The following is a 24,352-nucleotide window of genomic DNA, read 5'->3' as shown; positions in this document are numbered from 1 at the left end:
ATGCATCTCCCATCACTTTTGTCGACTCTCGCACCAGCGAAACGCTCACCCGTAGTTCGCGCCGTTGGGCTCTGGGCACTGGTTTGGGGCTGTCTGAGCGCCTGCCTGGGCGGCGAGCCCCGGGCCACTGCCGACGATCTACACGCGGAGAAAGTCTTCGCTTGGGAATTCCAGCGTAACGAAGATCGCAATCTCGACCAGTGGCCAGACGGCTGGCGCAGGCGCTCGGGGCGCGATTTCCCCGCCTATATCCCCATTCGGATCATTCCCCGCGATCCACAAGCCGCCAGCATCGCCCGCGAAGCCGAACCGGCCCTCAGTCGACTGTGGATGAAATACCAGAGCGGTCGCTATTGGAAGGACTTTATTCCCGAGAGCACGCCTGAACCAATCGCCAACTTCATCGACAAGTTCATGGTCAACAATTGTCTGTCGATCGATATGGACGGCGCCGCGGTGCAGCTAGAGAGCGCTGCTTTCAAGCTCGATCCACGCTTTACTTATACGCTCGATGCGTCGATTGCTACGCGCGGACTGGATGGCCACCAGGTTTGGGTGGAACTGCTGTTACTAGATGAAAAGAGTCGCGAGATCGACGCGGCCAAGACCGCCATGTCCAGCGGCACCACCGATTGGCATCACATAACCACCGGTACCTTGAGCAGTGAAGCGATGGCCATGGGACAGGTGGTCATCCACATCCAACCACTGCGTGCCAAGCGCTTGACCGGTAACGTGCGCTTGGACGAAATTCGTCTGTATCGTTTGCCGAAACTGGAATTGAGCGTTGATGTGCCATTTCATGTGGCCGCGCCCAATCAACCTGTCAATGTTAAGTGTTTGGTGCTGGGCATCAGCGATGCGTGTTCCTCGGTGAACTTTAAACTGATCGACCACTTGGGACAATTGTGCGATCAAACAGTTGCGACGTTGGTGCCGTCGGCTCCGGCGGCTGAATCTCCGCTGGCCTCAGATACACCAGTCGATGATGCGAAGTCACCGGCAAACAAACTACCACCGCGCGGCAAACAACTACCGGCCGGCAAATTGGTTCGCATGAAGAGCAGCGATGCATCTGCTCCTGCGCCAACATCGCCAGCACCGGAGGCATCTTCGCAGCGTCGCGATGGTTTGGCACAGTGGCCCTTGAAAGTTCCTCAACCAGGTTATTACCGCATCGTGGTTGACTTGGGACGCACGATGCAAAACGGTCAGCTGCGTACCATCCAGCGCGAGACTTCATTGGCGATCAGCGATGGGTCGCGGGCGGGAGTGGGTGGTCCGTTCGGTTGGTCTTTGCCAGACTTTGATAAAACGATCACGCCTGAGATCGTGCCGGAATTGGTCAAGCTGGGTGGAGTTGGCTGGCTAAAATTGCCAGTCTGGTTTGATTCGCGCGACGTGCAGACCGCAGATCGATTGTCAGTGCTCTTGGAACGCTTGGACCTGCGCAAAGTGAACTGCGTGGGACTGTTAGAACGGCCTATCGACAAGAGTGCGGCGCGGCCAGTACGACAGCCAGCTGCAGCGACCTTTAGTACGGCCACCGATTGGGAACCGGAACTGGAACCCGCTTTGACACGCATGTCGATGAAGCTGAACTGGTTCCAATTGGGCCGCGATCACGATCGCAGCTTTATCGGCAATCCCAACTTGATTCCGCTGGTTACCGATATTCGCAATCGGATGCAGAACTACAGCCAAGAGCTGCAGCTGGCGCTGGCTTGGGATTTTCAAGATCCCATACCTCAAGACAAGAACTTGCCGTGGCGCGCCAGCCAGATGTCTTGCGAACCACAGCTAACAGCCGCGGAACTGCGCAGTCACCTTAGCACGACTATCTCGCCCGAGCACAAGCGATGGATATCGATCAATCCACTACCTGCCAATCGCTATCGCACGCTTGATCGCGTGCGTGACCTGACCGAACGCATGATCGCTGTGAAGGAGTACAAGACCGAGGCGGCATTCTTGACCACTCCCATGGATCGGGAGACCGGCATCTTTAACCCAGATGGTTCGGTCAGCGAGTTATTCTTGCCATGGCGCGTGCTTAATCAAAACCTGGCCGGTGCAACCTACCTGGGCTCCTTCACCATGCCGGGCGGCAGTACCAACTTTGTCTTCGGTGAAGGGCAAACCGGTTTCATGATTGTGTGGAACGACAAGCCGACGGTAGAGCAGTTGTATCTGGGCGAAGAGGTTGTCGCCACCGACCTGTGGGGCCGACCGCTACCTATTGAACAAGCGGTCTCTGACAACCAGAGCGCCGAACAGAAAGTCACGGTGACCAGTTGGCCTATACTTCTGAAAGGCATTGACGCAGCCGTTGCCCAATGGCGTATGCGTTTTGAATTGGAAAGCCATCGGCTACCCAGCACCTTAGCCCTGCGGACTGAGTTGCCCATTGGCATGGAGAATACTTTAGGCAATAGCGTCCACGGCACGATTGGTTTGCATTCACCGACGTTGCTGCAGTCCCTGGCAGCCAAGACCAGTTTTCAAATCTCTGAAGGCAGCCATCAACGCATTACGATGTCCATTCCCGTACGCACCGATGCTTCGGCCGGCAAGCATCTGTTGCGTTTTGACATTCAAGCCACAGCGGATCGCGAGTTAAACTTCAGCGTATATGATTCGCTGACCTTGGGCACTAGCGATGTTGAATTGGAATGGGAGACGCTCGACATCAATCCGCAGCGAGCTGTGCTGCGCGTGGAAATTACCAATACCAATAACTTGCCCGTTAGTTTTGAATGCCGATTGGTTTTGCCTGAGCGTCCCTATCGACTCTTCCCGATCATGAACGCGCCCACAGGCACCACGCAGCGAGATTTGGTACTGCCGCTGGACGGTGTGAAAGAAGGTTCCAGCTTGCTGATTCGCTGCGAAGAAATCGGCACCAACCGTATCTTGAACTACCGCATACCACTGAAGGTCGGTAGCTAGGGTGCGTCGACATGCAATTCGCGCGGGAGTTGAGATCTGTTTGGGTCGCCACTGGATGCGTATTGTTCGACCAACTTGGTTGGCCTTGGAAAATCCGTAAATGCTGGGAGGAACGCCAAGCTCTCTTCAAACGATTCGTTGCCAATCGTCTCGCACACTATAACTTCAACGGTCGAGTCTACTTCAAAGAAAGACAACGGGCACCAAAGCCACCGTCCGCATTGAACCGCGGCGATGGTCCAGTATCCGCTCGTTGTCGGCTAAGACACTAGCGACGCGATCAGCGTCGGGTTCCATATCAACTCGCACACCAGGGCGACCAGTTTGCGATACTCGGACCAATGGTTAAGATAGCCTCCGATGACTTATCATAGGGCAGGAGATCTTTGGCAACAATTGAAGGTTTTACAAATGACCAATTTCGCTCCAGGAATGCGAAGGGTAAGCGCCTGATGGGCACCTTCAGCATTGATCTAACCGAAGAATTTGCTTCTCTGGCTAACGCACCAATTGTCGAGGCCGTGCTGCAGTTCAATGCGCCTCCCTCAATTGCGTTTCAGCAAGCGGAACTCAAGGATCTGCTAGCAAAGGAATTCGCGGGCTACAAGATTCACGAGCAAATGCAACATGAGACTGGTTTTCAAAGTTCAGTTGACGGTAATGTCGCAATGCACCACCGATCCCAGTGGGACGGCTTTCGTCTGCATTCCGCGGATGGAAAGTACATCTGTCAATGGAAACGCCACTGCCTCGTCTTTAGTCGATTGCAGCCTTACGATACTTGGCCGAAGCTCTTAGACGCTGCCAGGCCCTTCTGGTCGGCGTACCTAAAGGTCGGCAAACCAGCTATAACTGAAGGAATTAGCGTTCGCTTCATCTCGCAAATTCCGCTCAAAGAGAACGAAAGGCCTTCGAAATACGTACAGAAAGTACCTCCGCCGCTCAAGGGGCTGGGCTTGCGTTCCGATGCCTTTTTTCATCAAGACACGATTCCATTGAAAGGGTATCCTTATGAGGTCCGCCTAATTCGAGCGATGCAGCCTGCTGCGGAAAAAACGGGAAGCAAACGGGTGTTGATAGTGGACATTGACGTTTCGACTACAGAAGCGGTGACTTTCGAGAACTTGGATCGAACTTTGAATGAGCTAAGGTTTATCAAGAACAAGGTGTTTTTCACGTACATGAAAGACGCGGATAAGAACTTCCAATAGAAGTCATTTGAGATATGGCAACAGTACATTCCGGCGAATGCGATGCGGCACTTATGATTGAGCAAGTGCAGAGCCAGATTTTAGATCGATTCAATTCATCGGTCACGTTATCTCGGCGAGGTGCTATGGAATCGATCTTTGAGGCATGGCAATCGACGGACGACAGCTGGAAGCTCATTGGTGGCGATGTTGCAATATCGGAAGAAGTCAAGGACGCAGCGATTCGCTTTGTCCAGAATTTGCCGCTTGGTTTCCCGCAGCCTGCGGTATGTGGTGAACCTGATGGGCATATCAACTTTGAATGGTATCGCTCACCACGACGTGTGCTATCGGTAAGTATCGGTCCCGACAATCGGCTTTACTGGGCCGCGCTCATCGGCACCGAGTCGCCTCGGGGTAGTGCAAGGTACATTGAACGAATACCGGAAATCATTCTTGATCAGATCGCACGGGTATTCGAAGGTGATTGATCCCGAGAACATTCCACCCATTGCTGATAACGAATTGCTCGCGCGATTCATCCTCAATAGCAATGAAAAGAGAGACGATGGAAACGTCAACCATAAACTCTTCATGCCCTACAAGTGGACCGAGTTGTCTGTAAATCGGCATCGTGAAGCATCGGTAGATGAAACATGGACCATTGGTTTCGACATTGCTTCCCAACGTAGCAAAGTGCTCTATGGGCTGGCAAACATTCGAGCCCGTCGTTGCTGTCACAATACCTTGAGAGTGGTTCCAGATCCGATTCTTCCTAACAATCCGAATCATGCCAACATAGTTGGCTATCCATCAAGTAAAGAGGACCAAATGGCGCTCGCCAAGGTGCTGGCAGCATCAATAGAAGGTAAGTGGCAACCTCCACCTATAACAACCTAAATGCCACGCGAGCCAGCGGGTGTGTGTCCCGCCGGGAAAACATCCATGACGCAAACGGTTTAAGTGATCCGCATTTACTTTCGATCGTTATAGCTTAAAGTGATCTACCGGTGACGGCAAGTCAGACGGTACTTAGCGCCTGCGGACGACTCATGCGAATAGTTAGCTTATTACCCGGTGCGACTGAGATGGTCTGCGCTCTAGGCCTGCAAGAGCATTTGGTAGGCGTGTCGCATGAATGTGACTATCCACTGGGAGTGCAGGAGTTGCCCAAGCTGACTGCCAGTCGTTTAGCGCTCAATCTCTCGAGCGATGCCATCGACGGGCAAGTGCGACAGTTGGCTGGTCAAGATCAAGCTCTGTTTGATTTGAACGAAGATCTGTTGGTCGAGCTGAAACCCGATTTGATCGTCAGTCAGTCGCTGTGCGATGTGTGCGCGGTTTCTGACCACCAAGTCACTAGGGCTACGCAGCGCATGGAGGTTCAACCGACGATGCTGCGTCTGGGACCCTTGAGCTTGGAGGATGTGCTGGGTGACATGCTGCAGATTGGCCGAGCAGCTGGCATTACTACGCACGCCGAATCCATCGTCGCTGAACTTCGGGCTCGCGTCGCGTTGGTGCATCAGCGAGCGGAAAGGAGCGTGGCGGCCACTGGCCACCGGTCGTCGGTGCTCTTGTTGGAATGGACTGATCCCTTGTTTAGCGCTGGCCACTGGAATCCAGAATTAATTCAAATCGCAGGCGCCCAGCCGCTTCTGGGAACTGCCGGAGAAAAGTCTCGTCAGGTAGACTGGGAGGAGGTTTTGGGCGAAGATCCGGAGTTCCTGGTGATTGCATGCTGCGGACTTTCGATCGATCGCACATTGGAAGACTTGCCGCGTTTGGTTAGCTATCGCAGCTTTGGCAAGTTAAAATGCATCGATCGAGGGCAAGTGTTCCTGGTCGATGGCTCGCAGTACTTTAACCGTCCGGGGCCACGCCTGGTCGACAGTCTGGAGATCTTGGCTCACGCCCTTGATAGCCAAATGCATCCACTGGCCGCCCATTTGGAACCGGCAGTGCGGATCAAGCGGGCTTAGTTTTCAGTTCTCGGTGTCGTAGACTTTTAGGCTCTCTAGAATTTTGGCTGCCGGGGAAAACCGGCGTGACAATCTTTTCTCCTTTCGGCCAATGGTGATACCAGCGAGGTCCAGCTTGAGCCCCGACAAGAGCCAAATGATTCAGCGAGTCCTGCAGCAGGCAAAAGGAGGTGATGCAGCATGTGTCGGCGAATTGTTGGCCGTGTACCGCGATTATTTGCTGGGAATTGCGGTGGCCAAGCTTGATCCACGCGTCCGCGCCCGTTGCAATCCGTCGGATGTGGTCCAGGAAACTATGCTCGAGGCTTACCGGGATTTTCATCAATTTCGCGGCGGCCTGGAACGCGAGTTTATGGCCTGGCTAAGGCAGATTCTGGCCAATAATCTGGCCCGCATCGTCGAACAACACCTGCTGACCGACAAACGCGACATGCGTCGCGAGCGGCGGATCGAGCAGGCGGTGGTGGGCGAATCGAAACTAGAACGCCGCGATTACTGGCTGACCGCCGATACGATCTCGCCCAGTAGCGCGCTGCACAAGAAAGAGCAATTGGCCACGATGTTGGAACGGATCAATAAACTGCCGGCCCACTATCGCGATGTTCTGTTGCTGAGGCATATCGAAGAATTACCGTTTGACGAAGTGGCCCGGCGACTAGGCAAGTCGGCCGGCGCAGTTCGCATGATTTGGCTTCGCGCCTTGGAGCAACTGCGCGAAGTCGCCTTGTAGGCCAGTGTCTCCTTTCGCTCCGCGAAAGGCTTGCACGCCCGTCGCACGTCCCCAAAGGTTGGATATGAGCACTTCTGCAGTTGAAGCACTCTCGGTAGACAATCAGTCGCGCATGGCTGCCATTCTCGAGTCGTGCCTCTTCGCGCTGGAACATGGTGAATCGTTCGAGCCCGATGCTCTGTTGGCGCAGAACCCTGACTTGGCCGAGCCATTGGGCAAGTGCCTGACGACCTTGATGAGTCTGCATGCGGCTGTGCATGGCGACGAAACTTTGCCCGGTAATGAACTGCCCGATGTCGGTGGCAAGCTGGGCGAGTTTATTATCGAAGAGTTGATCGGCCGCGGCGGCATGGGCTCGGTATATCGCGCCAGCCAACCGTCGTTGGGTCGCCAGGTTGCGCTTAAACTGCTTGCCAATAATCGCCTGTTGGCACCCACGCAGCTCAAGCGATTTCAGCTGGAAGCCCGAGCGGTCGCGCAGTTGCATCACCCTCACATCGTGCCAGTCTATTCGGTTGGACAAGAAGGGGATGTGCACTACTACGCGATGCAACTGATCAATGGTCAGTCGCTGGAGAAAGTGGGGCCTGAAGTATGGAACCAACCCGGGTACCGCCGTCTGCTGGACTGCGCTATCGACTTGTGTGATGCTCTGAACCATACGCATGCCGTGGGTATCATTCACCGCGACATCAAACCGAGTAATCTGCTGTTGGACAGTAGCGGTGATATCTGGATCACCGATTTTGGTTTAGCCCAGTCGCGTCACGATACTCGCCTGACCATAACAGGTGATTTAGTGGGCACCATGAATTACATGAGCCCCGAGCAAGCCCTGGGCAAACCGATCGACGAACGCACCGATGTTTATAGTTTGGGCGTAACGCTGTATGAAATGCTGACCGGCCAACAAGCGTTTCCAGGGCAGGTGCGCGCCGTCGTGCTTCGATCCATCGAAGAGCGTGAGCCAACCGCTCCACGCAAACTCAAGCCCGATATACCGTACGACTTGGAGACGGTCCTGCTAAAGGCCATGTCAAAGGATCGCGAACAGCGATACTCGAGCGCTCAGGATATGGGTGCCGACTTGATGCGCGTGCGCGAGGGCGTGCCCATTCTTGGAAAACGTCCGACGTTTATGGTCTCCAGCCTGCGATGGATCAAGCGTCATCGTTTGCCAGTGGCGATCGCGGCCGCCGGATTGGTCACGACCAGCCTGGCCGTTGTCGCCGGCGCAGCTACTGTTTTATTGACGCGGGAAGAGCTGGTTACCACACGTCAGCAATCGCAACAGCATCTGCGGGCCGCCGAATCGAACTATTGGCAAGGTCGCAATCTGGTCGAGCACTGGAACCGGGACATCATTTCGCAGCTGGCCGAGATCCCTGGCGCTGACCAACTCCGAGCTCAGATGTTGGCTGATACCGTGGAGTACTACCGCGCGTACATTCAGGACCACTTGGAAAGTTCGCCCAACGATCCGCGATTGACGGCTGATCTATTAGAAGCGCGGCGTGGCCTGGCTGTGGCACTCGACCAAACGGGACAATTGCCCGCAGCCATCGAGGCCTATCGACAAGTCCTGGATGGCTGGACCCATCAGGCCAGCACCGATAGCCAGCGCGAAAAGTTGGCGACCATCGAAAATGATTTGGCGGTGGCGCTCCTGCGCGACAATCAAGTGAGTGAATCATTGCGACATCTCAAGTCTGCTCTGCAGCGGATTGAGAGCTCCGATATTCAGCGTGACGATAGTTCGCTGGCGGGACTACAAGCTGCCGTGTTGGTTAACTTGGCGCGGGCGCATCAGTTGGCTGGCGATGCTGCCGAAGAAGCTCGTGCCCTGGACCAAGCCGAGGCGGTCTACCGTCAGCTATTGGCGAGCGATGAAAAAACGCGTAATACTTCGGCCAATTGGTGGCATTACCATTCGGAGTTAGCGACCGTCCTGGACGAGCAGGCTCTGTTGTTGGGTAGTACTGATGTAGCGGCAGCTCTGACGTTGAGCGAAGAAGCGGTCGGGCTGCATCGAGCCTGTTGCCAGTCGCCTGAGCCCGCGGCCAGTTGGCTGGTGCGTATGGCAGCCAGTCAGCACAATCAAGCCGTGCTGCTATTGCAGGCTGGTAACCGAGAGGCGGCTGAAGCGACACTTTTGCAAGCAATTGCCACCAAACAACAATTAGTTCAAAAGCAGGGGCCACGCGCCAGTCTAAATGTAGATTTAGCACGTTCGTACAACGCTTTAGGACAAATGGCCCGGCAAAAAACGGATTGGGATTTAGCTGCGGAGGCCTTCAGCCAGGCTCGAAAATCGCTTTTGGCGGCTTCCGGACTGGGCCAAAATAGCGAAAATCACATGATGCTCATAGAAACGCTGGTGAACCTTGGCGAGGTTCAGAATAATCTAGGAGTTAATTCCACTAGTGAAGTTCGAACGGAGTTAGCGCAGACACTCGCGCAACTGGCCAGTATCCCACTTCACTCCGACGCACAAGCGAACTTAACTAAGCTGCAGCGGCGCATTGCCAACCTGCAAGCGGGCCGAGAATCACGCACTGAATCTACCGATGCTACAGCCAGTGTCGATTCAGCGAGCACACCAACGGAGGCAGGACAATGACACGCCGAAAAACTCGAAACTCGCGCTGGAGTTGCCGACCTGCTTCGCGTCAAAAGATGGCAGCCAAAGTCTTTCGCCTCGAGGCCCTTGAGAACCGCACTTGCTACTCGGTCGATTTGGGAATGGGGATCGTCGATGAAAAGCCGGCCGTCTTTTCCAATAACGACGACGCGCCGATTACGTGGTACTTTGCACAAGGTGCCGATCTAGGATCGCTCTTCCACGGGAATGGCTCTATTGGCCTATCCCGGACTCTTAGTAGCGCTGCCCCACTTCCCATCAACGATACTGCAGATGTTGATTGTGATGTCGAGCCTCTGATTCAATCGCAAGGCATGGAGGTCTGTGACGATCAATCGGAAATCCAGACGCGACCATTGATCAATACGGTCTTAGGTAATTTTGTGGATGCCAATCAGGTAGCGTTCCGCATCGGCATCAAGAATTTGACTCCCGATAATTGGACGGCCAACGACAATTGGCTTCGCCTCGTAGAGTCTCCGGCGTTAGGGCAACCTGCTCAAGACGGCTTTGACACAAAAGATTTTTACGCGATTGGCAACAACGACCTTAGCGTGGCAGAAACAACTCAGCCATTTGGTCAGAGTCAGTCAACTCAGCTAGACCAGTCGTCAACTCGGTCATCAACTGCCGAATCGACCTCACAGGCGGAGCGGGCCACCATTGCGCCCTTGAGACAACTTTCAATTCCTGAAGGCGAGGCTTCGACAGCGGTGGAAGCCGCGGCGCGGCGTGGCAGTACATCAGCAGCCAGCCCATCGACGAAGCTTACTTCCCTCGACGAGCAAGCACAGGAACTCATGGTAGTGGATTATCTTCGCGACGTCGCAGTTGAATATTCCTCGGTCGCGTGGGTACTGCCTGGAGCGAATGCCACCGCTAATCAATTGCAGAATATGGTGCGAGCCGCGGCCAGAAGCAATCAGTTGCCACAATCGGGCGATCGCTTTGGCTGGACAGGTTTGCTAGGCTACCAGGTCCCGCCACAAGCTCGCGCTAGCCAAGTCGAACTGGACGCTCGGCCTCAGTTGGCACCGATACCTAAACTCGAATCACGCTCTGCGCATGAGACCACTGTTTTCAAACCACTGAACGCGGATCGATTAAGCGACGACTGGCAAGCTGCACCGCCACTGGTACGACTGCCTCAGAGGTTACCGTCGCTAACACTGGACGCCGCGATTTATCCTCTGCCAGACCTCGACCTGATGAAGATGCAACTGGCGAGCACTGCCGATGGCGATCAGCCAACCAGACACTTGGGTGCCGAAGAGTCTGTGGGCATGACGGTTCAGCAGTGGTTTCTGGCCGCCATCCCAGCTCTGCTGTTCATTCCCCGGCGTTTGCGAGATCGACTGTGGCACTTTACAAGCCCAGCTTTACCGCGACGCCGCAGATCAACACCACCAGTCCAGCCATGGCATGACTGAAGCGATGGCAATCGGGCCAGCGCACCAGGTGCAAACTGCAACGTCCCAGGACGACCACCGTTAACATAGTGAGAATGGTGGCCGCGGCAAACGCGATCACGATACCGGCGATCGCCCACCAGTGTGAATGAGCTGCCGGTACCATCATCAAAGGAATCAACGCTTCGCACGGACCAAAGGCGAAGATCAAGAACAGGCACCAAGGACTCCAACGTGGCAGGTCCTGTTTGTGGTTGGCATTAGCTAGTTGTGGGGCGCCATCACGCTCAAATGCAAGGCCGGATTGGTTGGCAGGCTGATGATCTGGCGCATGACAGTGATCGATGTCATGTGGATGAGTGTGTTGACGCTGGAAGAGACCATGAAACAGGCCCCACGTCGCGTAAGCCAATCCAAAGCCGATCAACAACCACGCGGCGGCCTCACCGCGGAGCGATTCGAAGGCTTCTAGTTGCATCAGCAGGGTACCCAGTCCTACACCCAAGATGCCAATGATGACCGAGCTACCAATGTGGGCCAAGCCGCATGCCGTGGTCACAGCTAGCATTCGACGGTAGCTCCATCGATTGGCGTGCGACATGGCAATAAACGGCACGTAATGATCGGGGCCCAGTAGCGTATGCAAGCAGCCGACCGTGGCGGCTGTCACCATTAAAATTTCGGGCAAGATATCGCCTTGATTCATCCCGCGGCTCCTGCGGTGCAGAATACGACATAGGCCACTGAACGCAGATTGTGAGCTGGCCATTAGCGATTTGAAATAGCATGTTCGCGCCATTGCTGGGCAAGAAGGCTTTTGGGAAGGTGAACCGATTGTCCAGTGGAGAATTTCAGTTGTGCATGCAGGTAGATCATGGCCGAAACTACGCTCTCTCATTCCAAAGATGCTGGCGACCACGCGGGCCTCAGCAACCAGTTGCAAGATCGACTGAACGACCCGGCGGTCGCCGATTCGCTCAATCGCTTGCTGGATCGTCTCGATTCGGTGGCCTTCTTTGTCGAATCGATGGATGGATTTGTGCGACGTGGTGAAACGATCATCGATTCGATTACAACCACGGTGGATGAACTGCGGCACGCGCAAACTGGCGACGCGCAAGAAATGCTCGGTCAGGCGCCGCAGATGCTGAAGACCGGTTCGCAGTTGGCACAAGCTGCCGGTCATATGGATTTGGCGCAATTGAACCAGTCACGCGTGCTTGAGCGCCTGACGGACAAGACCACGCTGGAGGCCATGAATCGATTGCTGGATCAATTGCCGCTGATCGCGTTCTTGATGGACGCGCTAAAGGACTTTCTCGAGCGTGGGGAGACGGTGGCCGATAACTTGGCCGGCGTCGTCCAGGAATTGCATCTCAAGGAAATGGACCCAGCCAAAGTTGTTCGCATGCTGGAGTCGTTGCCCAAACTGCAAGAAGCCGGTGAGAAGTTGCTGCAGTCTGATCTGCTGGGCGACAACTTGCACAAGCTGGTGGACGCTGGCAACGGAGTGTTGGCCTCGGGTATGCTGGACAAGCAAGTTGTCAGCCTGCTGGGGCAATTGGGTAAGCAAGCCACTCATGCTTACAGCGAGGCCATCGAGCAACCGATTCAACCGGTGGTCGGTTTCTTTGGTATGCTCAGGATGATGAAAGACCCCGACGTTCAGAAAATGCTGGGCTTTGCGCAGAATTTCTCACGAGCGTTTGCCAAAAACTTGAAGTGAAGCCTATGGCGCATCATGCATGAACTTTCCATCGCGCAGAGTATTGTTAGCACAGTTGAAGAGCAAGCTCAATCTCAAGGGGCGGCCAAGGTGGTCAGCATCACGCTCGAGATAGGTGCCCTGTCGAATGTGCATGAAGATTCGCTGCGATTTGGATTTGATTTAGTAACGGAAGGAACCATGCTTGGCGGAGCTACGTTACTAATCCAGCGAGTACCGGTTACGGTCTATTGTCACAATTGTCAGGACCTGGTCGAACTGCCAGGCATCCAACAGTTTCGCTGCCCGCAATGCCACCAACCCAGCGCGGATATCCGCCGCGGCCAAGAGCTGGATATTGTGGCTATTGCTATTGAGGATGAATGATCGATCATGGCAGAACCGCGAATTCTACAAGTGCGTACGCAGATTCTCAAAAAGAATGACGAACTGGCCAGAGCTATGCGCGCCCAGTTCTTAGAAGCTGGTGTCTTAGTCGTCAACATGGTTTCTAGCCCAGGGACCGGCAAGACACGCTTGTTGCAAGAGACACTGACACAACTCGTTGAGGCAGGTCACTCGGTAGCGGCCGTCGTCGGTGATTTGGAAACCGACAACGATGCTCAGCGCTTGGCGCGAAGCGGGGCACCGGTGCGCCAGATCATGACCCACGGCTGTTGCCACTTGGAAGCCGACATGGTCCAAAAGCATTTGGAAGGCTGGGCCCTGGAAAACCTCGAGTTCTTGTTCATCGAGAATATTGGCAATCTGGTTTGTCCGACCAGCTGGGATTTGGGAGAATCATTGCGCGTGGCCTTGCTGTCGGTCACCGAGGGCGAAGATAAACCGCTAAAATATCCGGGACTCTTCAATACCTCTGATGTAGCTCTCATTACCAAAATCGATCTGGCCGATGCTTGTGAGTTCGATCACCAGTTAGCTCTGGAGAATATTCACCAGGTGCGGCCCAATATGCCCGTCTTCGAGACATCAGCTAAGACAGGCTGGGGAATGGCGACATGGATCGACTACCTGAACCAGGCACGATCGAACTTGCTGATCACAGCCGTATAGCCCGTACGCACGAACTGCTGGAAAGCCAGGCTACGCAGTTGCAGTCTGGCAGCCTGAGTCACGGGCTGCTTGAAAGTCACTCGTTTCTTGATTGTCACGGTCGGGTTGAATCTCCAAGTTCAGCTGGTGGACTAAACCATTTGCAGCGTCGGCAGTTGGAACAGATCTCGTCGGCTGCCGGCCTATTTTCTCTGCAGCTCGATCACGATCAACTGACTGCGGAGATAGCGCGGCAAGCGGTTGAGATCTTGCGAGCCGATCATTGCACTTTCTACTTGCCCGGTGATCAAGGCATGACTCCGGGCGCAATCTATCCTGCCGATCAATCGCTCTGCAACGCAGATCCGATCGAAGATGTGCAGTGGGTTGCCCGTTACTTGCATCCCAAGCTCTGCACTAGCCACACATCCGAAGGTGGCTGGTGCAATTCTATTTGTGTGCCACTGATCGCTACACAGAATCGAGTGCTGGGTGTGTTGGCTATTGTCAACAAACGCAACGGAGGCTTGTTCCATGATGCCGATCTGCGGCTGGCGCAGTGTCTGTCGCGGGTGGCCACCACGGCTGTCGATCGATCATTGATGTTTGATCGCATTGAACAGTGGACGCGATCGATGGAGACCTTGTTATCGTTCAATGCCACGGTCAATCAACATTTGGAACCGCGCGACATGGTGCGGCAGTTGGTAGCCAATGTGACCGGATTTCTGGATGCCGATGGCGGTGCGGCTGGGATTGTATTTAATGTCGATGGTGCGCCCGTGGTGGAATGCGATAGCGTGTACTTCGACGGCCAATGGCATCCGTTTGAGCGCAAGTGGACGCGGAAAGAAGGTATTCCAGGCATGATCCTGGAAACAGAGTTTCCATTTTTAGTCAATGATTATGCGACGCATCCGCTTGCCGATGCGGAGCTTCTGCAAAAGTTTCATGTGCGTTCCTGTATCTGTGTGCCTATCAAGAATGCAGCCGAAAAAGTGCTGGGCTTTTTCAAGTTGCATCGCCTGGCTGGCAAGGCGCAATTCACTTGGCAAGATGCAGCCTTTCTGGAATCGCTGGGCAATACGGCGGCGGTGGCGATCGAGAACGCACGCTTGGTTCAATCGCTCGATCGTACCAATCGCCAGATCAAGACGCTTTCGGCCGCCCATGTGCGACGACTGGAAGAAGAACGCAAGCATATTGCCCGCGAGCTGCATGATGAAACTGGGCAAGTGCTCATCGGTTTGAAACTGCGCTTGCAAGTTTTGTCGGGCTTGCTGTCGCAAGATCAAGAACCGGTGCGGCGCGAACTGGATCAATTGCGCTGGCAAGTCAACGATGCGGCCGGTCGATTGAAGGACCTGGCCAAACGCTTGCGTCCACCGACCTTGGATGAACTGGGTTTCGAAGCCACCTTGGATCAACTCTTGGCCGAATATCGACGTCAGGTCGGTTCGCAGATGAGTTTCGAAGTCGATTTTCAATCCTCACCCCAGCTATCGTCTGAAGGTCTCACCGCCCTCTATCGGATTACGCAAGAGAGCCTGACCAATATCGTCAAACATTCGGCCGCTACGTGTGTAACTATTCGCCTGATCGATCGACCCGATGGCCAGTTGTATACGATTCGCGATAACGGTCGCGGCTTTTCTAGCGAGCGACTTTCCTCCAGCGGTGGACCGGCCAGTGATGCCGCTTGTGATTCAACCAGCGGTCTGGGGCTAATTGGAATCAGTGAACGCGTAAAAATGTTTGGTGGCCATTTGTCGATTCGCTCGCGGCCTGGCCACGGCACACTCATAGAAGTTGGGATCCCTCATCATGCTGGTAACAGCCAAGAATAAGATTCGCACCCTACTGGCCGACGATCACAAACTGGTGCGGAGTGGATTGGCTGCGCTGCTATCCCAAACCGGACGCTTTGAGATCGTGGCCGAAGCCGATAATGGGCTCCAAGCAGTTGAGCTATCCGAAGCGATCGAATGCGACTTGATCTTGATGGATCTAGCGATGGCCGCCTTGGGTGGCATCGAAGCCATTGGCCGCATTCGTGAAACGAACAAGAAAGTTCGCATCCTCGTACTTTCCATGTACGACGATGCCCAGTTTGTGGCCCGCGCCTTGAAGGCAGGGGCTAACGGATACTTGCTGAAGCATGCGATGGATGAAGATCTGTTCCATGCCGTCGATGCCGTCTTCGATGGTCAGATGTTTATTAGCGAAGCCATTGACCAAGATGCGCTGCGGGAGTTTTCATTCGATGATGGCGAATTAACATCGCGCGAAATCGAAGTGCTGCATTTGATCGCCGACGGCCTCACCAACTCGGAGATCGCAGATACACTGTTCATCAGTCCGCATACGGTCACGCGGCATCGGGCTAACGTCATGAAAAAGTTGGGAGCACACAATCGCGTCGAATTGATCAACGTCGCCAGTGGTCGCGGCTTGATTACGCTGCCGCGATAACGCGCATGGGCCGCGCCACAGCCACACTCGAGAAGGTTCCTTACATTAAGCCAGCATACTTTACGCACAAAGTAATCGGCCAACCGCAGGGGCCCCCCTTCTCCCTCAATGTACTCATTGGGGGAGAAGGGGATGGGGGATGAGGGGCCGCGTTTGAGCTTGTAGCACCCTACCGCTCGATGTCACCGCTATGTGCTGCGCGAGCGGCCAGGCCAGTTTGGACGAAGTCCCCGATTCGCGAGTGAGCGGTGCCATCGTCGCGAGTTACTTCATATCCAAGCAGTCCACGCAAATTCATTGGCGCCCTTGCGTTGATTTCTGGCAAACTCCGTCGCTTCTTTCGATCGTGCCTTTCGCCGAGTCATACCCGAATTCTTTTGCTTCCGACTAACGCGGTCGCATCGTGCCGGTACTGTTGCTGCACACCGCCGCGCGCCCCTCATCCCCCGACCCCTTCTCCCCCAATGAGTACATTGGGGGAGAAGGGGAGACCCTTCGATTAGATCCACCAATTATGCAGAATATAAGAAAGTCACCATATCACCATAAAACACTCTTCATCCCCGAATGGCTTGCAAATTGAATCGCATCCATGCAAGGTTCTATCAACCGCTTCGTTTTGAGCACTGGCTATGCTGCGCATTGCCAGTGCCACCCACCATAATGTACTCTTCGTCCATCAAAGCAAACGCCAAGAGCAGCGCCACGATCAATCGGCCTCAGAGCGTTACTCTGAATCGCGCGCTACGTCGAAGGGGCGCGAGACCATTTGGCATTATCTTCTGATGGTCTCCGACCGTCTGCTGGCGATATAAACTGCCAAGTTGGCGATCTGGTCTGGTGGCAGCGAGAGAGCCGGATGGGGTGTTCCAGGTATGCCGAGCAAGAGCCGTTTATAGATGGAAGCCGGTTGATCTCCGCCATGAAATGGATCGAGCTTCAGATTTGGAGCCGAGATGCGGCGACCCAGGCTATCGAACAGTTGAGGACGTAACATATTGTCATCGCGACCAAGAGCGTGGCAACCAGCGCAGCCGGCGCGCGTCCACAACTGTTCCCCACGTTCCTGACTGATTGGGTTCGCCAACACGCCTGGCAATTCAATGCTTGACTCGGGTTGGGTTCGCGCATCGATCCAAGATTGACGCTCGCTTAATTTACCTTCGATGACACTCAGGTGATCGTACTGTTGACTCACTCCATCATGGATGAACTGGCGAATCACCGCAGTCAGTTCCTTGAGTTGCGCTGCCGTGAACTGAGGGAAGGCAGGCATGGCGGTCCCTGGCTCTCCGTGGCGGATCGTATGTTGCAAGTCTTCATCGGTGGCCAAGCGATTGCGAGCGCTGACCAGCCGCAGGGGTTCGGAGCGAAAGACTCGGGCCGGCGGATGTAGATTGGCCGCAGCCCGACCGCGGCCGTCACCCTCGGCGCCATGGCAATGTTGGCAATGCAGCGCATACAAACGCCTGCCTGATGATAGGTCGTCGCTGGCACCTTTCACACTTTTGGTCGTCGGTAGCTCCAGGACTGGCAATTCGAGCCTGCGAACTTGTTCGAGTTCTTGGTCAATCGTGGTTGCGTGGGGTCGAAAGAGTGATTCGTTCGACAGGTCTTGCAGGCGGCGCAAACGAGCCACACGATTGGCTGCCAGGTCGAACGCGCCCAGATTTGAGTGGATTCCGCCTAAGATCTGTGTAGTGAGGGCGAGACTGACGCGTTGATTGAGTTGATCGGCTGCGTCGGCCTGGCCTTGCAGGGCCAACTGAAACGCGCGATCGATCTGGATCTGAAAGTCACTGCCATCCTGAACACCCCAGTCCGCCCACAACTGGGCCGCCCGCTGGTAGTTGCCTAAATCAAACTCGGTTGTAGCCATCTCAATCAACGCCGCTGGCGTTGACGCTTGGTTATTGGAACTGAGCTTGGCATCGGGGTGGCCCATGCGTCGGCGGATGCTGGCCAAGCGCAACGCCGCATCGCCGTTTTCCGGAAACGCCTCAGTTGCATGTTGCAAGATCAGTTGGCTCTGTTCAAAGCGCACCTGCGGAGGCCGCGCGTACAGTTCCGCTAGTGCCAGCCACGACAATTCATGGCGTGGATGTTTTATGGTGCAACTCAGTAGTGCTGCTTCGGCAGCCTCCAGTTCGCCACTGACATTCAGATAGACCGCTTGCAGATAATCTCGCTGCGCGGAATCTTGAACGCTGGCTGTTTGCCACAGTTGCAGCAGTCGCTGGGCCTGATCGAGCCGGTTCTGTGCCAACAGACCTTGGATGACAACGCTGTAGGCATCACTGGTAAGCGTTCCACCGCTTTCGAGCGTGGCCACCAGTTTTTCAGGTGCCTCATCGGGTATCGAACCTGCCCCAGCATGTTGAATGTTGTAAAGGGCCAGGGCTAACTGCAGAGCATCGTTTAAGTCTTGGTGGCCAGCTATGTTCTTCAATAAGTTTCGGAATTCATCGTTGCGTCCCAACTGCCTCAAACAGTTAGCTCGAATAATGAATGCTTCTACGCTTGAGGGGACCTCCTCGTTTGAGATGCTAGCCAAGGCACGCGAGAGTTGGCCGCTGGCATATAGCGCAGCCGGATCAGTGGCCTGGTTTGAACTAGAGTCCAACCAGGCTATGCCCAATACAGTCAGGCAGCCAGCAATAGCGATGACCCAGACGAATTGTTTCATAAGCGGCGTGGATGCACCCGATTTGGGCGTCAGCGAAGGTTGCAACTGCGAGACAAGCCAGATAGCATGAATCAACTCTTCATCCCATACCCACAGCCTACCACAGCCACCGGCAGTTGCCATGCAGACGAATTATTCTCTTGCGCAATTCTGGACTGCGGTGATCAGCCGGTCGTGTCGCCGGCATCTGAGATGGCTCGCGCTTCTGGCGCTTGCCTGGTTGTCGGGATGTACGGATCGATCGCCGATGGCCACTGACTTGCATCGCCAGTTGGAAGAACTGAATCGCGCGACAACCGACATGGCTGCGCCAGCGGAGTTCAAAGCGCCGCCCGAAATACAGGACTTTTGCGGCCATTGCCATCGCTTGCCTCAGCCGACGAGTTTCACGCGCGAAGCGTGGTACGACGAAATTCATAAAGGCTATGAATTTTACGCACGTTCGGGTCGCAACGATCTGGTGCCCCCGGCTTTCGAAAAGGTGCTCAAACTCTATCGCCCGGCTGCGCCCCCGGCCATGCAGTTTCAACGCCCACCGGAAATTGATGCGCCGTGGCTGAACCGTTTTGACATAGAACCCATTACCTGGCGTGATGGTGTTTCGGTCTCGCCAGCGATCTCATCTGTCCGCTGGATATCGGCTGCTGGTGACCAGCCAGCTTATCTGCTGGTCACTGATATGCGCGACGGCAGTATCAATCAGATTGTACCGGTGCGCATGCAGAGCACCCGTAAGTTGATTGGCCGCGCCAAACATCCAGCGCGGGCGACCATTAGTGACTTCGACGAAGACGGTCGCCATGAAATCGTGGTGGCCGAACTGGGCAGTTTCAGTCCCTATGATCACGCCCTGGGTAAGGTCTTGCTGTTTCAAGCCGGTGAAGATCCATCCGCGGAACCGCGTGTATTGATTGAAGGTCTGGGGCGCGTCGCCGATGTGGTCGTGGCCGACTTTACAGGCGATCGCCAGGCTGACATGTTGGTAGCCGAGTTTGGCCATCGTCTGACTGGCGGTATTCACCTGTATCGCCACCTGGGCACCGGTAGCTCGTTGAAGTTCAGCGGCGAGACATTGGATATGCGGCCAGGAACCGTGGAGTTACTGCCACACGACTGGAACAGAGACGGCATGCTCGACTTTGCAGGTCTGATTAGCCAGGAATTTGAAAGCTTGGAGATCTTCGTTCATCGCGACCGCAAGTTTGATCGCTATGTGGGTGCCAGTGGGACGGACCTGACCTTTGGATCAGTCGGGTTGGAAAGTGGCGATTTCGATCGCGATGGTGATTTAGATATTTTATATGTCAATGGCGATTGCTTTGATAATAACTTTGCCAATCCGGCACATGGCATTCAGTTGCTCGAGAACACGGGAGATTTAAAATTTCGTTCACATCGACTGCTGGAATTGCCTGGCGCTTACCGGGCCGTGACCGCAGATATCGATGGCGATGGTGACTTGGATATCGTCGCTGTGGCTAATCTGCCTACGATCGTCTATCCTGAAACGCTGGCGGAACTCAAGCCTGTGTCGGTTGTGATTTTAGAGCAGACCTCGACGTTGCACTTTATGCCCCATGTATTAGCCCGAGGCGATGCGCGTTATCCTGCATTGGCAGTGGCGGATTTTAATCAAGACGGCAAGCCAGACCTGGCGATCGGAACGCAGTTGTTTGATACCGACGCGCCAGGTAGTCCAGCGGCCAAGCTACCGCATCTGACAATCTGGTGGCAGAAATAGTTGAAAGCAAAGCGTTATGAATGGCGCATGGCGAAAATCGTTGTTTATTCTGGCCGTCACGTGCCTGGTAGGGACGCTGGCCTACCAAAGTCGGTTGCAAAAACCAACGCCTCTGCCACAGCCATCGGTCGATCGCAAGCAGCCAGACAAACTTAAACCCGAAGCCATTACGCAGGCCCAGGCGCTACCACGGGTCGCCGAGCGTGATGGGTTCGTGACCTCGGACCAATGTCGACGATGCCACGAAGGCGAATATGCCAGTTGGCATGACTCTTACCATCGCACGATGACTCAGGTTGCCTCACCCGCATCTGTCTTGGCACCGTTTGACAATGTGCGCTTGGCCTCGCGCGGACGTGAATACTACTTGACGCGTGACGAGGATAAGTTCTTTGTGACGATGGCCGATGCGGATTGGGAGGCCGGCGCTCAGGCCAATGGACTCGATTTGTCGAAGGTCGATCCACCGATTGTTAAACGCCAAGTGGTAATGACCACCGGTTCGCATCATACGCAAGGTTATTGGATTCCCAGCAGCGTGCCCAACATGCTGCGTGAAATTCCCTTTGCGTATCTGATCAATGATAAACGTTGGGTGCCTCGCGAAGATTTGTTTATTGCACCGCCCGACGCGCCGCGTCATTTGGCTGTATGGAACGACAACTGCCTCGTATGCCATGCGGTTGCCGGCAATCCCAATTTCGATTTACACAACATCAAGGTCGCTTCGGAAGTGGCTGAACTGGGGATCTCGTGCGAAGCCTGTCATGGGCCCGGCAAGTCTCACATTGCTTTTCACGATCAGAAGTTAGCCTCTGTGGGCCAGAAAGACCCAGTGATCAATCCCGCCACATGTGAGCCGCGCATATCGGCCGAGATTTGTGGTCAATGCCACAGTTATTTTGAACCGCATGATATGCAAGCTTTTGCCAAAACCGGGTATACCTATCGGGCTGGTGGCGATCTGAATGCATCGCATAAACTCGTTTCCTACGCAGACGCCAAAGCTCAAAATAACCTGACGGCTATGGCCAGTTACTGGAGCGATGGCACAGGCAGGATGGCCGGGCGCGAGTTCTCGGCGATGCGCGAATCAGCTTGTTACCAGCGCGGCCCGATGTCCTGTATCTCCTGTCACTCGTCGCATTCCAGTGATCCCGACGATCAATTGGCTAAGGACATGCTGTCCAACCAAGCCTGTCTGCAGTGCCATTCCAAATACGAAGCCGACCTGCCGGCTCACACGCATCATGCGGCTGATTCGGCAGGCAGTCAGTGCTACAACTGCCATATGCCGCACACATCGTTTGGATTGCGAAAAGCGATTCGCAGTCATCGTGTCTTATCACCACGCGTGGTGCATAAATCGGAAAGCGATCGACCGAATGCTTGTAACCTGTGCCACCTGGATCAATCGGTCGCTTGGGCGGCAGACAAACTGAATCAATGGTATGGACAACCGGTTGCTTCGCTGGACGAAGACGAGAAATCGATCGCGGCGGGCGTCTTGTGGATGACCAAGGGGGACGCGGTGCAGCGCGCCGTGGCCACCTGGCATGCGGGTTGGCAGCCAGCACGCGAGGCCGCCGGTGATCAGTGGCAGGAACCCATTTTGGCTCAACAGCTGGTCGATGATTATGCCGTCGTGCGCTATGTGGCTGGTAAGGTTCTGACCGAGCAAGCTGTGCTCGCCGAGAAGCAGTTCGACTATGTGGGACCGCTCGAAGATCGAGCCAAATTGCAATCGCAAGTGCAGCGGGCTTGGGCAGAAAAAGCCAAGAGTACAGTTGATAGCGATGACGCTCGCTCGCGCAGGTTGCGACTGCTGCAAGATCCACAGACCGGACAACTCGATCGTGGCAAGCTGGAACAACTTTTAAAGGCTCAAGATCGACGCCCTGTGTTTCTACCTGAGTGATGGAGCCATGCAAGACATTGAACTTAGTCTGTTTCTGCTGGTAGCCATGCTGACCACTGGTGTGTTGTGGTTGGTCACTGCCCAATTGGGCAAACTGCGCTGGTGGTTGCTGACGATTCCACTGTTGAGCTTGGGCGCGTCAGTGGTGTGGATGCCTCCGGATACCAGTTTGCAAGAGCTCAAGCAAGAGGTGCCGACGGTTGGTCGCGATCAGTTCACAGGTTCGGCCGAGTGTCGCAGTTGTCACATTCCACATTACGATTCCTGGCACCAGTCGTACCATCGTACGATGACGCAATTGGCCTCTGACCAATCCGTTCTGGCTCCCTTTGATGGGCGAGAGCTATCGTCGAAAGACGGCAGCTACAAAGTCGAGCGACAGGGCCAGTGGTTTGTGGCTGAGCTGCCTGATCCCGATTGGGAAGCCAGCCAATACAAAGATGGCATCGCCCAGGGCCAGTCTGCCGAAGCACCACGGGTACGCTTGCCTATTGTGATGACCACCGGTTCGCACCATTTGCAAGCGTACTGGGTTCCCAGCGAACATGGTAACAAGGTGCGTATTTTTCCCTGGGTCTACCACATTGATTCGCAGCGTTGGATACCCAATGGCGATTCGTTTATTCTGCCACCACACTCCAAACGTTATGGGCAAGTTTGGAATAACAGCTGCATTCTGTGTCACAGTGTGGCGGGCGACGTGGGCTATGATCCGGGCAACTGGCAAAGTCAGGTAGCTGAGTTGGGCATCTCATGCGAAGCGTGCCATGGTCCGGGCAAGCAGCATGTCGAGCGACATCGCAATCCGCTCACGCGTTACGCACAGCATCTCAGTCAACAGTCCGATCCGACGATCGTCAATCCCGCGCGGCTCAGTCATGCCAAGGCTTCGGAAATTTGCGGCCAGTGCCACTGCGGTTTTGATGATGAAGCCTCGACACCCTACAACCAATATCGCGCTGGCGGTGATTTTCAAAGCGTGTTTCACCTGGCAGATCCACACAACCAGTCAGATGTCCGCTTCTGGTCCGATGGCACGATTCGCGTAGGTGGTCGCGAATACAATGGCCTGATTGAATCCGCTTGTTTTCTCAAGGGCGAGATGAGTTGTTTATCTTGCCACTCGATGCATAACAGCTCGCCTGATAAACAGCTAGCTCCTAAGATGCAGGGCAATCAGGCGTGTTTGCAATGTCACCCATCGATGGCTGAGGACATTCCTGCTCACACGCACCATGCGGCTGATTCCAGTGGTAGCTTGTGCTACAACTGCCACATGCCACACACCAGTTACGCGCTTTTTAATGCGATTCGTAGTCATCGCATCGATTCGCCCAATCTGACTTCGAGCGTTGCCAGTGGTCGCCCCAATGCGTGTAACCAATGCCATCTGGACAAGAGCCTGGCATGGACCAATGAACACTTGCAGTCCTGGTACGGCCAGGCACCGGCGAAACTGGGTGAAGATGAACAAAAGTACGCAGCCAGTGTGCTGTGGTTGCTCAAAGGCAATGCGCTGCAGCGAGTTCTGGCGGCCTGGAGTTGCGGTTGGGATGCGGCTGGACAAGCTTCTGGACGCAAATGGCAGGCAAATTTCTTGACACTTCTGCTGGATGATCCGTACTCGATGGTGCGTTACAATGCGTGGCGTTCGCTGCAGAAAGTGGGAATCGATGTGGCAGATTTCGATTATTTGGTCTCGCCAGATGACCGGCCACCGCAGGCTCGTGAAGTGGTTGTTGGAACTCAAGACGAACTGCGCCAGCGCGATGCGCTAAAGGAGTTTTTGAACGACAACAATCAGTTGAAGGTCGAACTGGTCGAACACCTGCTCAAGCAACGTGACCATCAACCCATTACGTTGTATGAATAAGTC

Annotated in this window: 19 protein-coding genes; 16 read left to right on the top strand and 3 right to left on the bottom strand. The window is 54.8% G+C overall.

All coding sequences use genetic code 11. The features are described 5' to 3' along the window. From SH573x_RS25750 to SH573x_RS25715, 8 genes are all read left to right on the top strand, one after another. A complete protein-coding gene (locus tag SH573x_RS25750) occupies positions 1-2,949 on the top strand; it encodes a hypothetical protein (RefSeq protein WP_479350921.1) in 2,949 nt (982 codons plus the stop codon). A gap of 386 nt (positions 2,950-3,335) precedes the next feature. Then, positions 3,336-4,160: a TIGR04255 family protein gene (locus SH573x_RS25745; RefSeq protein WP_479350920.1), complete on the top strand. Its 825-nt coding sequence runs from the start codon at positions 3,336-3,338 to the stop codon at positions 4,158-4,160. Positions 4,161-4,174: 14 nt separating this feature from the next. Beyond that, positions 4,175-4,630 carry a hypothetical protein gene (locus SH573x_RS25740; RefSeq protein ID WP_479350919.1) on the top strand — a complete coding sequence of 152 codons (456 nt, stop codon included), beginning with the start codon at positions 4,175-4,177 and terminating at the stop codon, positions 4,628-4,630. After that, on the top strand, positions 4,623-5,039 hold the full coding sequence (locus SH573x_RS25735) for a hypothetical protein (protein ID WP_479350918.1): 417 nt from the start codon (positions 4,623-4,625) through the stop codon (positions 5,037-5,039). The genes SH573x_RS25740 and SH573x_RS25735 overlap by 8 nt, the downstream gene beginning before the upstream one ends. A gap of 152 nt (positions 5,040-5,191) precedes the next feature. Continuing rightward, positions 5,192-6,121 (top strand): cobalamin-binding protein, encoded by a 930-nt coding sequence (locus SH573x_RS25730; protein ID WP_479350917.1) that lies wholly within the window; start codon positions 5,192-5,194, stop codon positions 6,119-6,121. A 136-nt stretch (positions 6,122-6,257) separates the two neighbouring features. Continuing rightward, positions 6,258-6,851, top strand: a complete 594-nt coding sequence (locus SH573x_RS25725) for a sigma-70 family RNA polymerase sigma factor (protein ID WP_479350916.1) — start codon at positions 6,258-6,260, stop codon at positions 6,849-6,851. Between the two features lie 64 nt (positions 6,852-6,915). Beyond that, positions 6,916-9,471 (top strand): serine/threonine-protein kinase, encoded by a 2,556-nt coding sequence (locus SH573x_RS25720; protein ID WP_479350915.1) that lies wholly within the window; start codon positions 6,916-6,918, stop codon positions 9,469-9,471. Beyond that, a complete protein-coding gene (locus SH573x_RS25715) occupies positions 9,468-10,922 on the top strand; it encodes a hypothetical protein (protein WP_479350914.1) in 1,455 nt (484 codons plus the stop codon). The genes SH573x_RS25720 and SH573x_RS25715 overlap by 4 nt, the downstream gene beginning before the upstream one ends. Here SH573x_RS25715 and SH573x_RS25710 read toward each other — a convergent pair. Then, entirely contained in the window at positions 10,858-11,607 is a 750-nt protein-coding gene (locus tag SH573x_RS25710; RefSeq protein WP_479350913.1) for a hypothetical protein, read from the bottom strand. The two genes, SH573x_RS25715 and SH573x_RS25710, sit on opposite strands and share 65 nt — an antisense overlap. Positions 11,608-11,775: 168 nt before the next feature. Here SH573x_RS25710 and SH573x_RS25705 point away from each other — a divergent pair, with 168 nt between their 5' ends. Genes SH573x_RS25705 through SH573x_RS25685 form a run of 5 tightly spaced genes read left to right on the top strand, consistent with a single transcriptional unit; the run spans position 11,776 to position 16,131 of the window. Then, positions 11,776-12,627 carry a DUF1641 domain-containing protein gene (locus tag SH573x_RS25705; protein ID WP_479350912.1) on the top strand — a complete coding sequence of 284 codons (852 nt, stop codon included), beginning with the start codon at positions 11,776-11,778 and terminating at the stop codon, positions 12,625-12,627. Between the two features lie 15 nt (positions 12,628-12,642). Then, on the top strand, positions 12,643-12,993 hold the full coding sequence (hypA, locus tag SH573x_RS25700) for a hydrogenase maturation nickel metallochaperone HypA (protein ID WP_479350911.1): 351 nt from the start codon (positions 12,643-12,645) through the stop codon (positions 12,991-12,993). Between the two features lie 6 nt (positions 12,994-12,999). Beyond that, complete coding sequence (gene hypB / locus SH573x_RS25695) at positions 13,000-13,680, top strand: hydrogenase nickel incorporation protein HypB (protein WP_479350910.1); 681 nt, start codon at positions 13,000-13,002, stop codon at positions 13,678-13,680. Further along, positions 13,626-15,506 carry a GAF domain-containing sensor histidine kinase gene (locus SH573x_RS25690; protein WP_479350909.1) on the top strand — a complete coding sequence of 627 codons (1,881 nt, stop codon included), beginning with the start codon at positions 13,626-13,628 and terminating at the stop codon, positions 15,504-15,506. Before hypB ends, SH573x_RS25690 begins: the two co-directional genes overlap by 55 nt. After that, positions 15,484-16,131: a response regulator gene (locus SH573x_RS25685; RefSeq protein WP_479350908.1), complete on the top strand. Its 648-nt coding sequence runs from the start codon at positions 15,484-15,486 to the stop codon at positions 16,129-16,131. Before SH573x_RS25690 ends, SH573x_RS25685 begins: the two co-directional genes overlap by 23 nt. Positions 16,132-16,300: 169 nt before the next feature. Here SH573x_RS25685 and SH573x_RS25680 read toward each other — a convergent pair whose 3' ends face one another. Together SH573x_RS25680 and SH573x_RS25675 are read right to left on the bottom strand one after the other, a co-directional pair. Continuing rightward, positions 16,301-16,429, bottom strand: coding sequence for a hypothetical protein (locus SH573x_RS25680; protein WP_479350907.1), 129 nt, complete (start codon positions 16,427-16,429; stop codon positions 16,301-16,303). A gap of 477 nt (positions 16,430-16,906) precedes the next feature. Then, entirely contained in the window at positions 16,907-18,940 is a 2,034-nt protein-coding gene (locus tag SH573x_RS25675; protein ID WP_479350906.1) for a c-type cytochrome, read from the bottom strand. Between the two features lie 124 nt (positions 18,941-19,064). Here SH573x_RS25675 and SH573x_RS25670 point away from each other — a divergent pair, with 124 nt between their 5' ends. The 3 genes from SH573x_RS25670 to SH573x_RS25660 are packed head-to-tail and all read left to right on the top strand — an operon-like array spanning position 19,065 to position 24,349. Next, complete coding sequence (locus SH573x_RS25670) at positions 19,065-20,558, top strand: FG-GAP and VCBS repeat-containing protein (RefSeq protein ID WP_479350905.1); 1,494 nt, start codon at positions 19,065-19,067, stop codon at positions 20,556-20,558. A gap of 16 nt (positions 20,559-20,574) precedes the next feature. Then, entirely contained in the window at positions 20,575-22,476 is a 1,902-nt protein-coding gene (locus tag SH573x_RS25665; protein ID WP_479350904.1) for a cytochrome c3 family protein, read from the top strand. A 7-nt stretch (positions 22,477-22,483) separates the two neighbouring features. Continuing rightward, positions 22,484-24,349 (top strand): cytochrome c3 family protein, encoded by a 1,866-nt coding sequence (locus SH573x_RS25660; RefSeq protein WP_479350903.1) that lies wholly within the window; start codon positions 22,484-22,486, stop codon positions 24,347-24,349. The last annotated feature ends 3 nt before the right edge of the window (positions 24,350-24,352 follow it).

It is taken from the genome of Rania fehmarnensis, assembly GCF_056494185.1.
The sequence above is the reverse complement of the archived record's forward strand: the minus strand, read 5'-3'. Positions and strand labels throughout refer to the sequence as shown.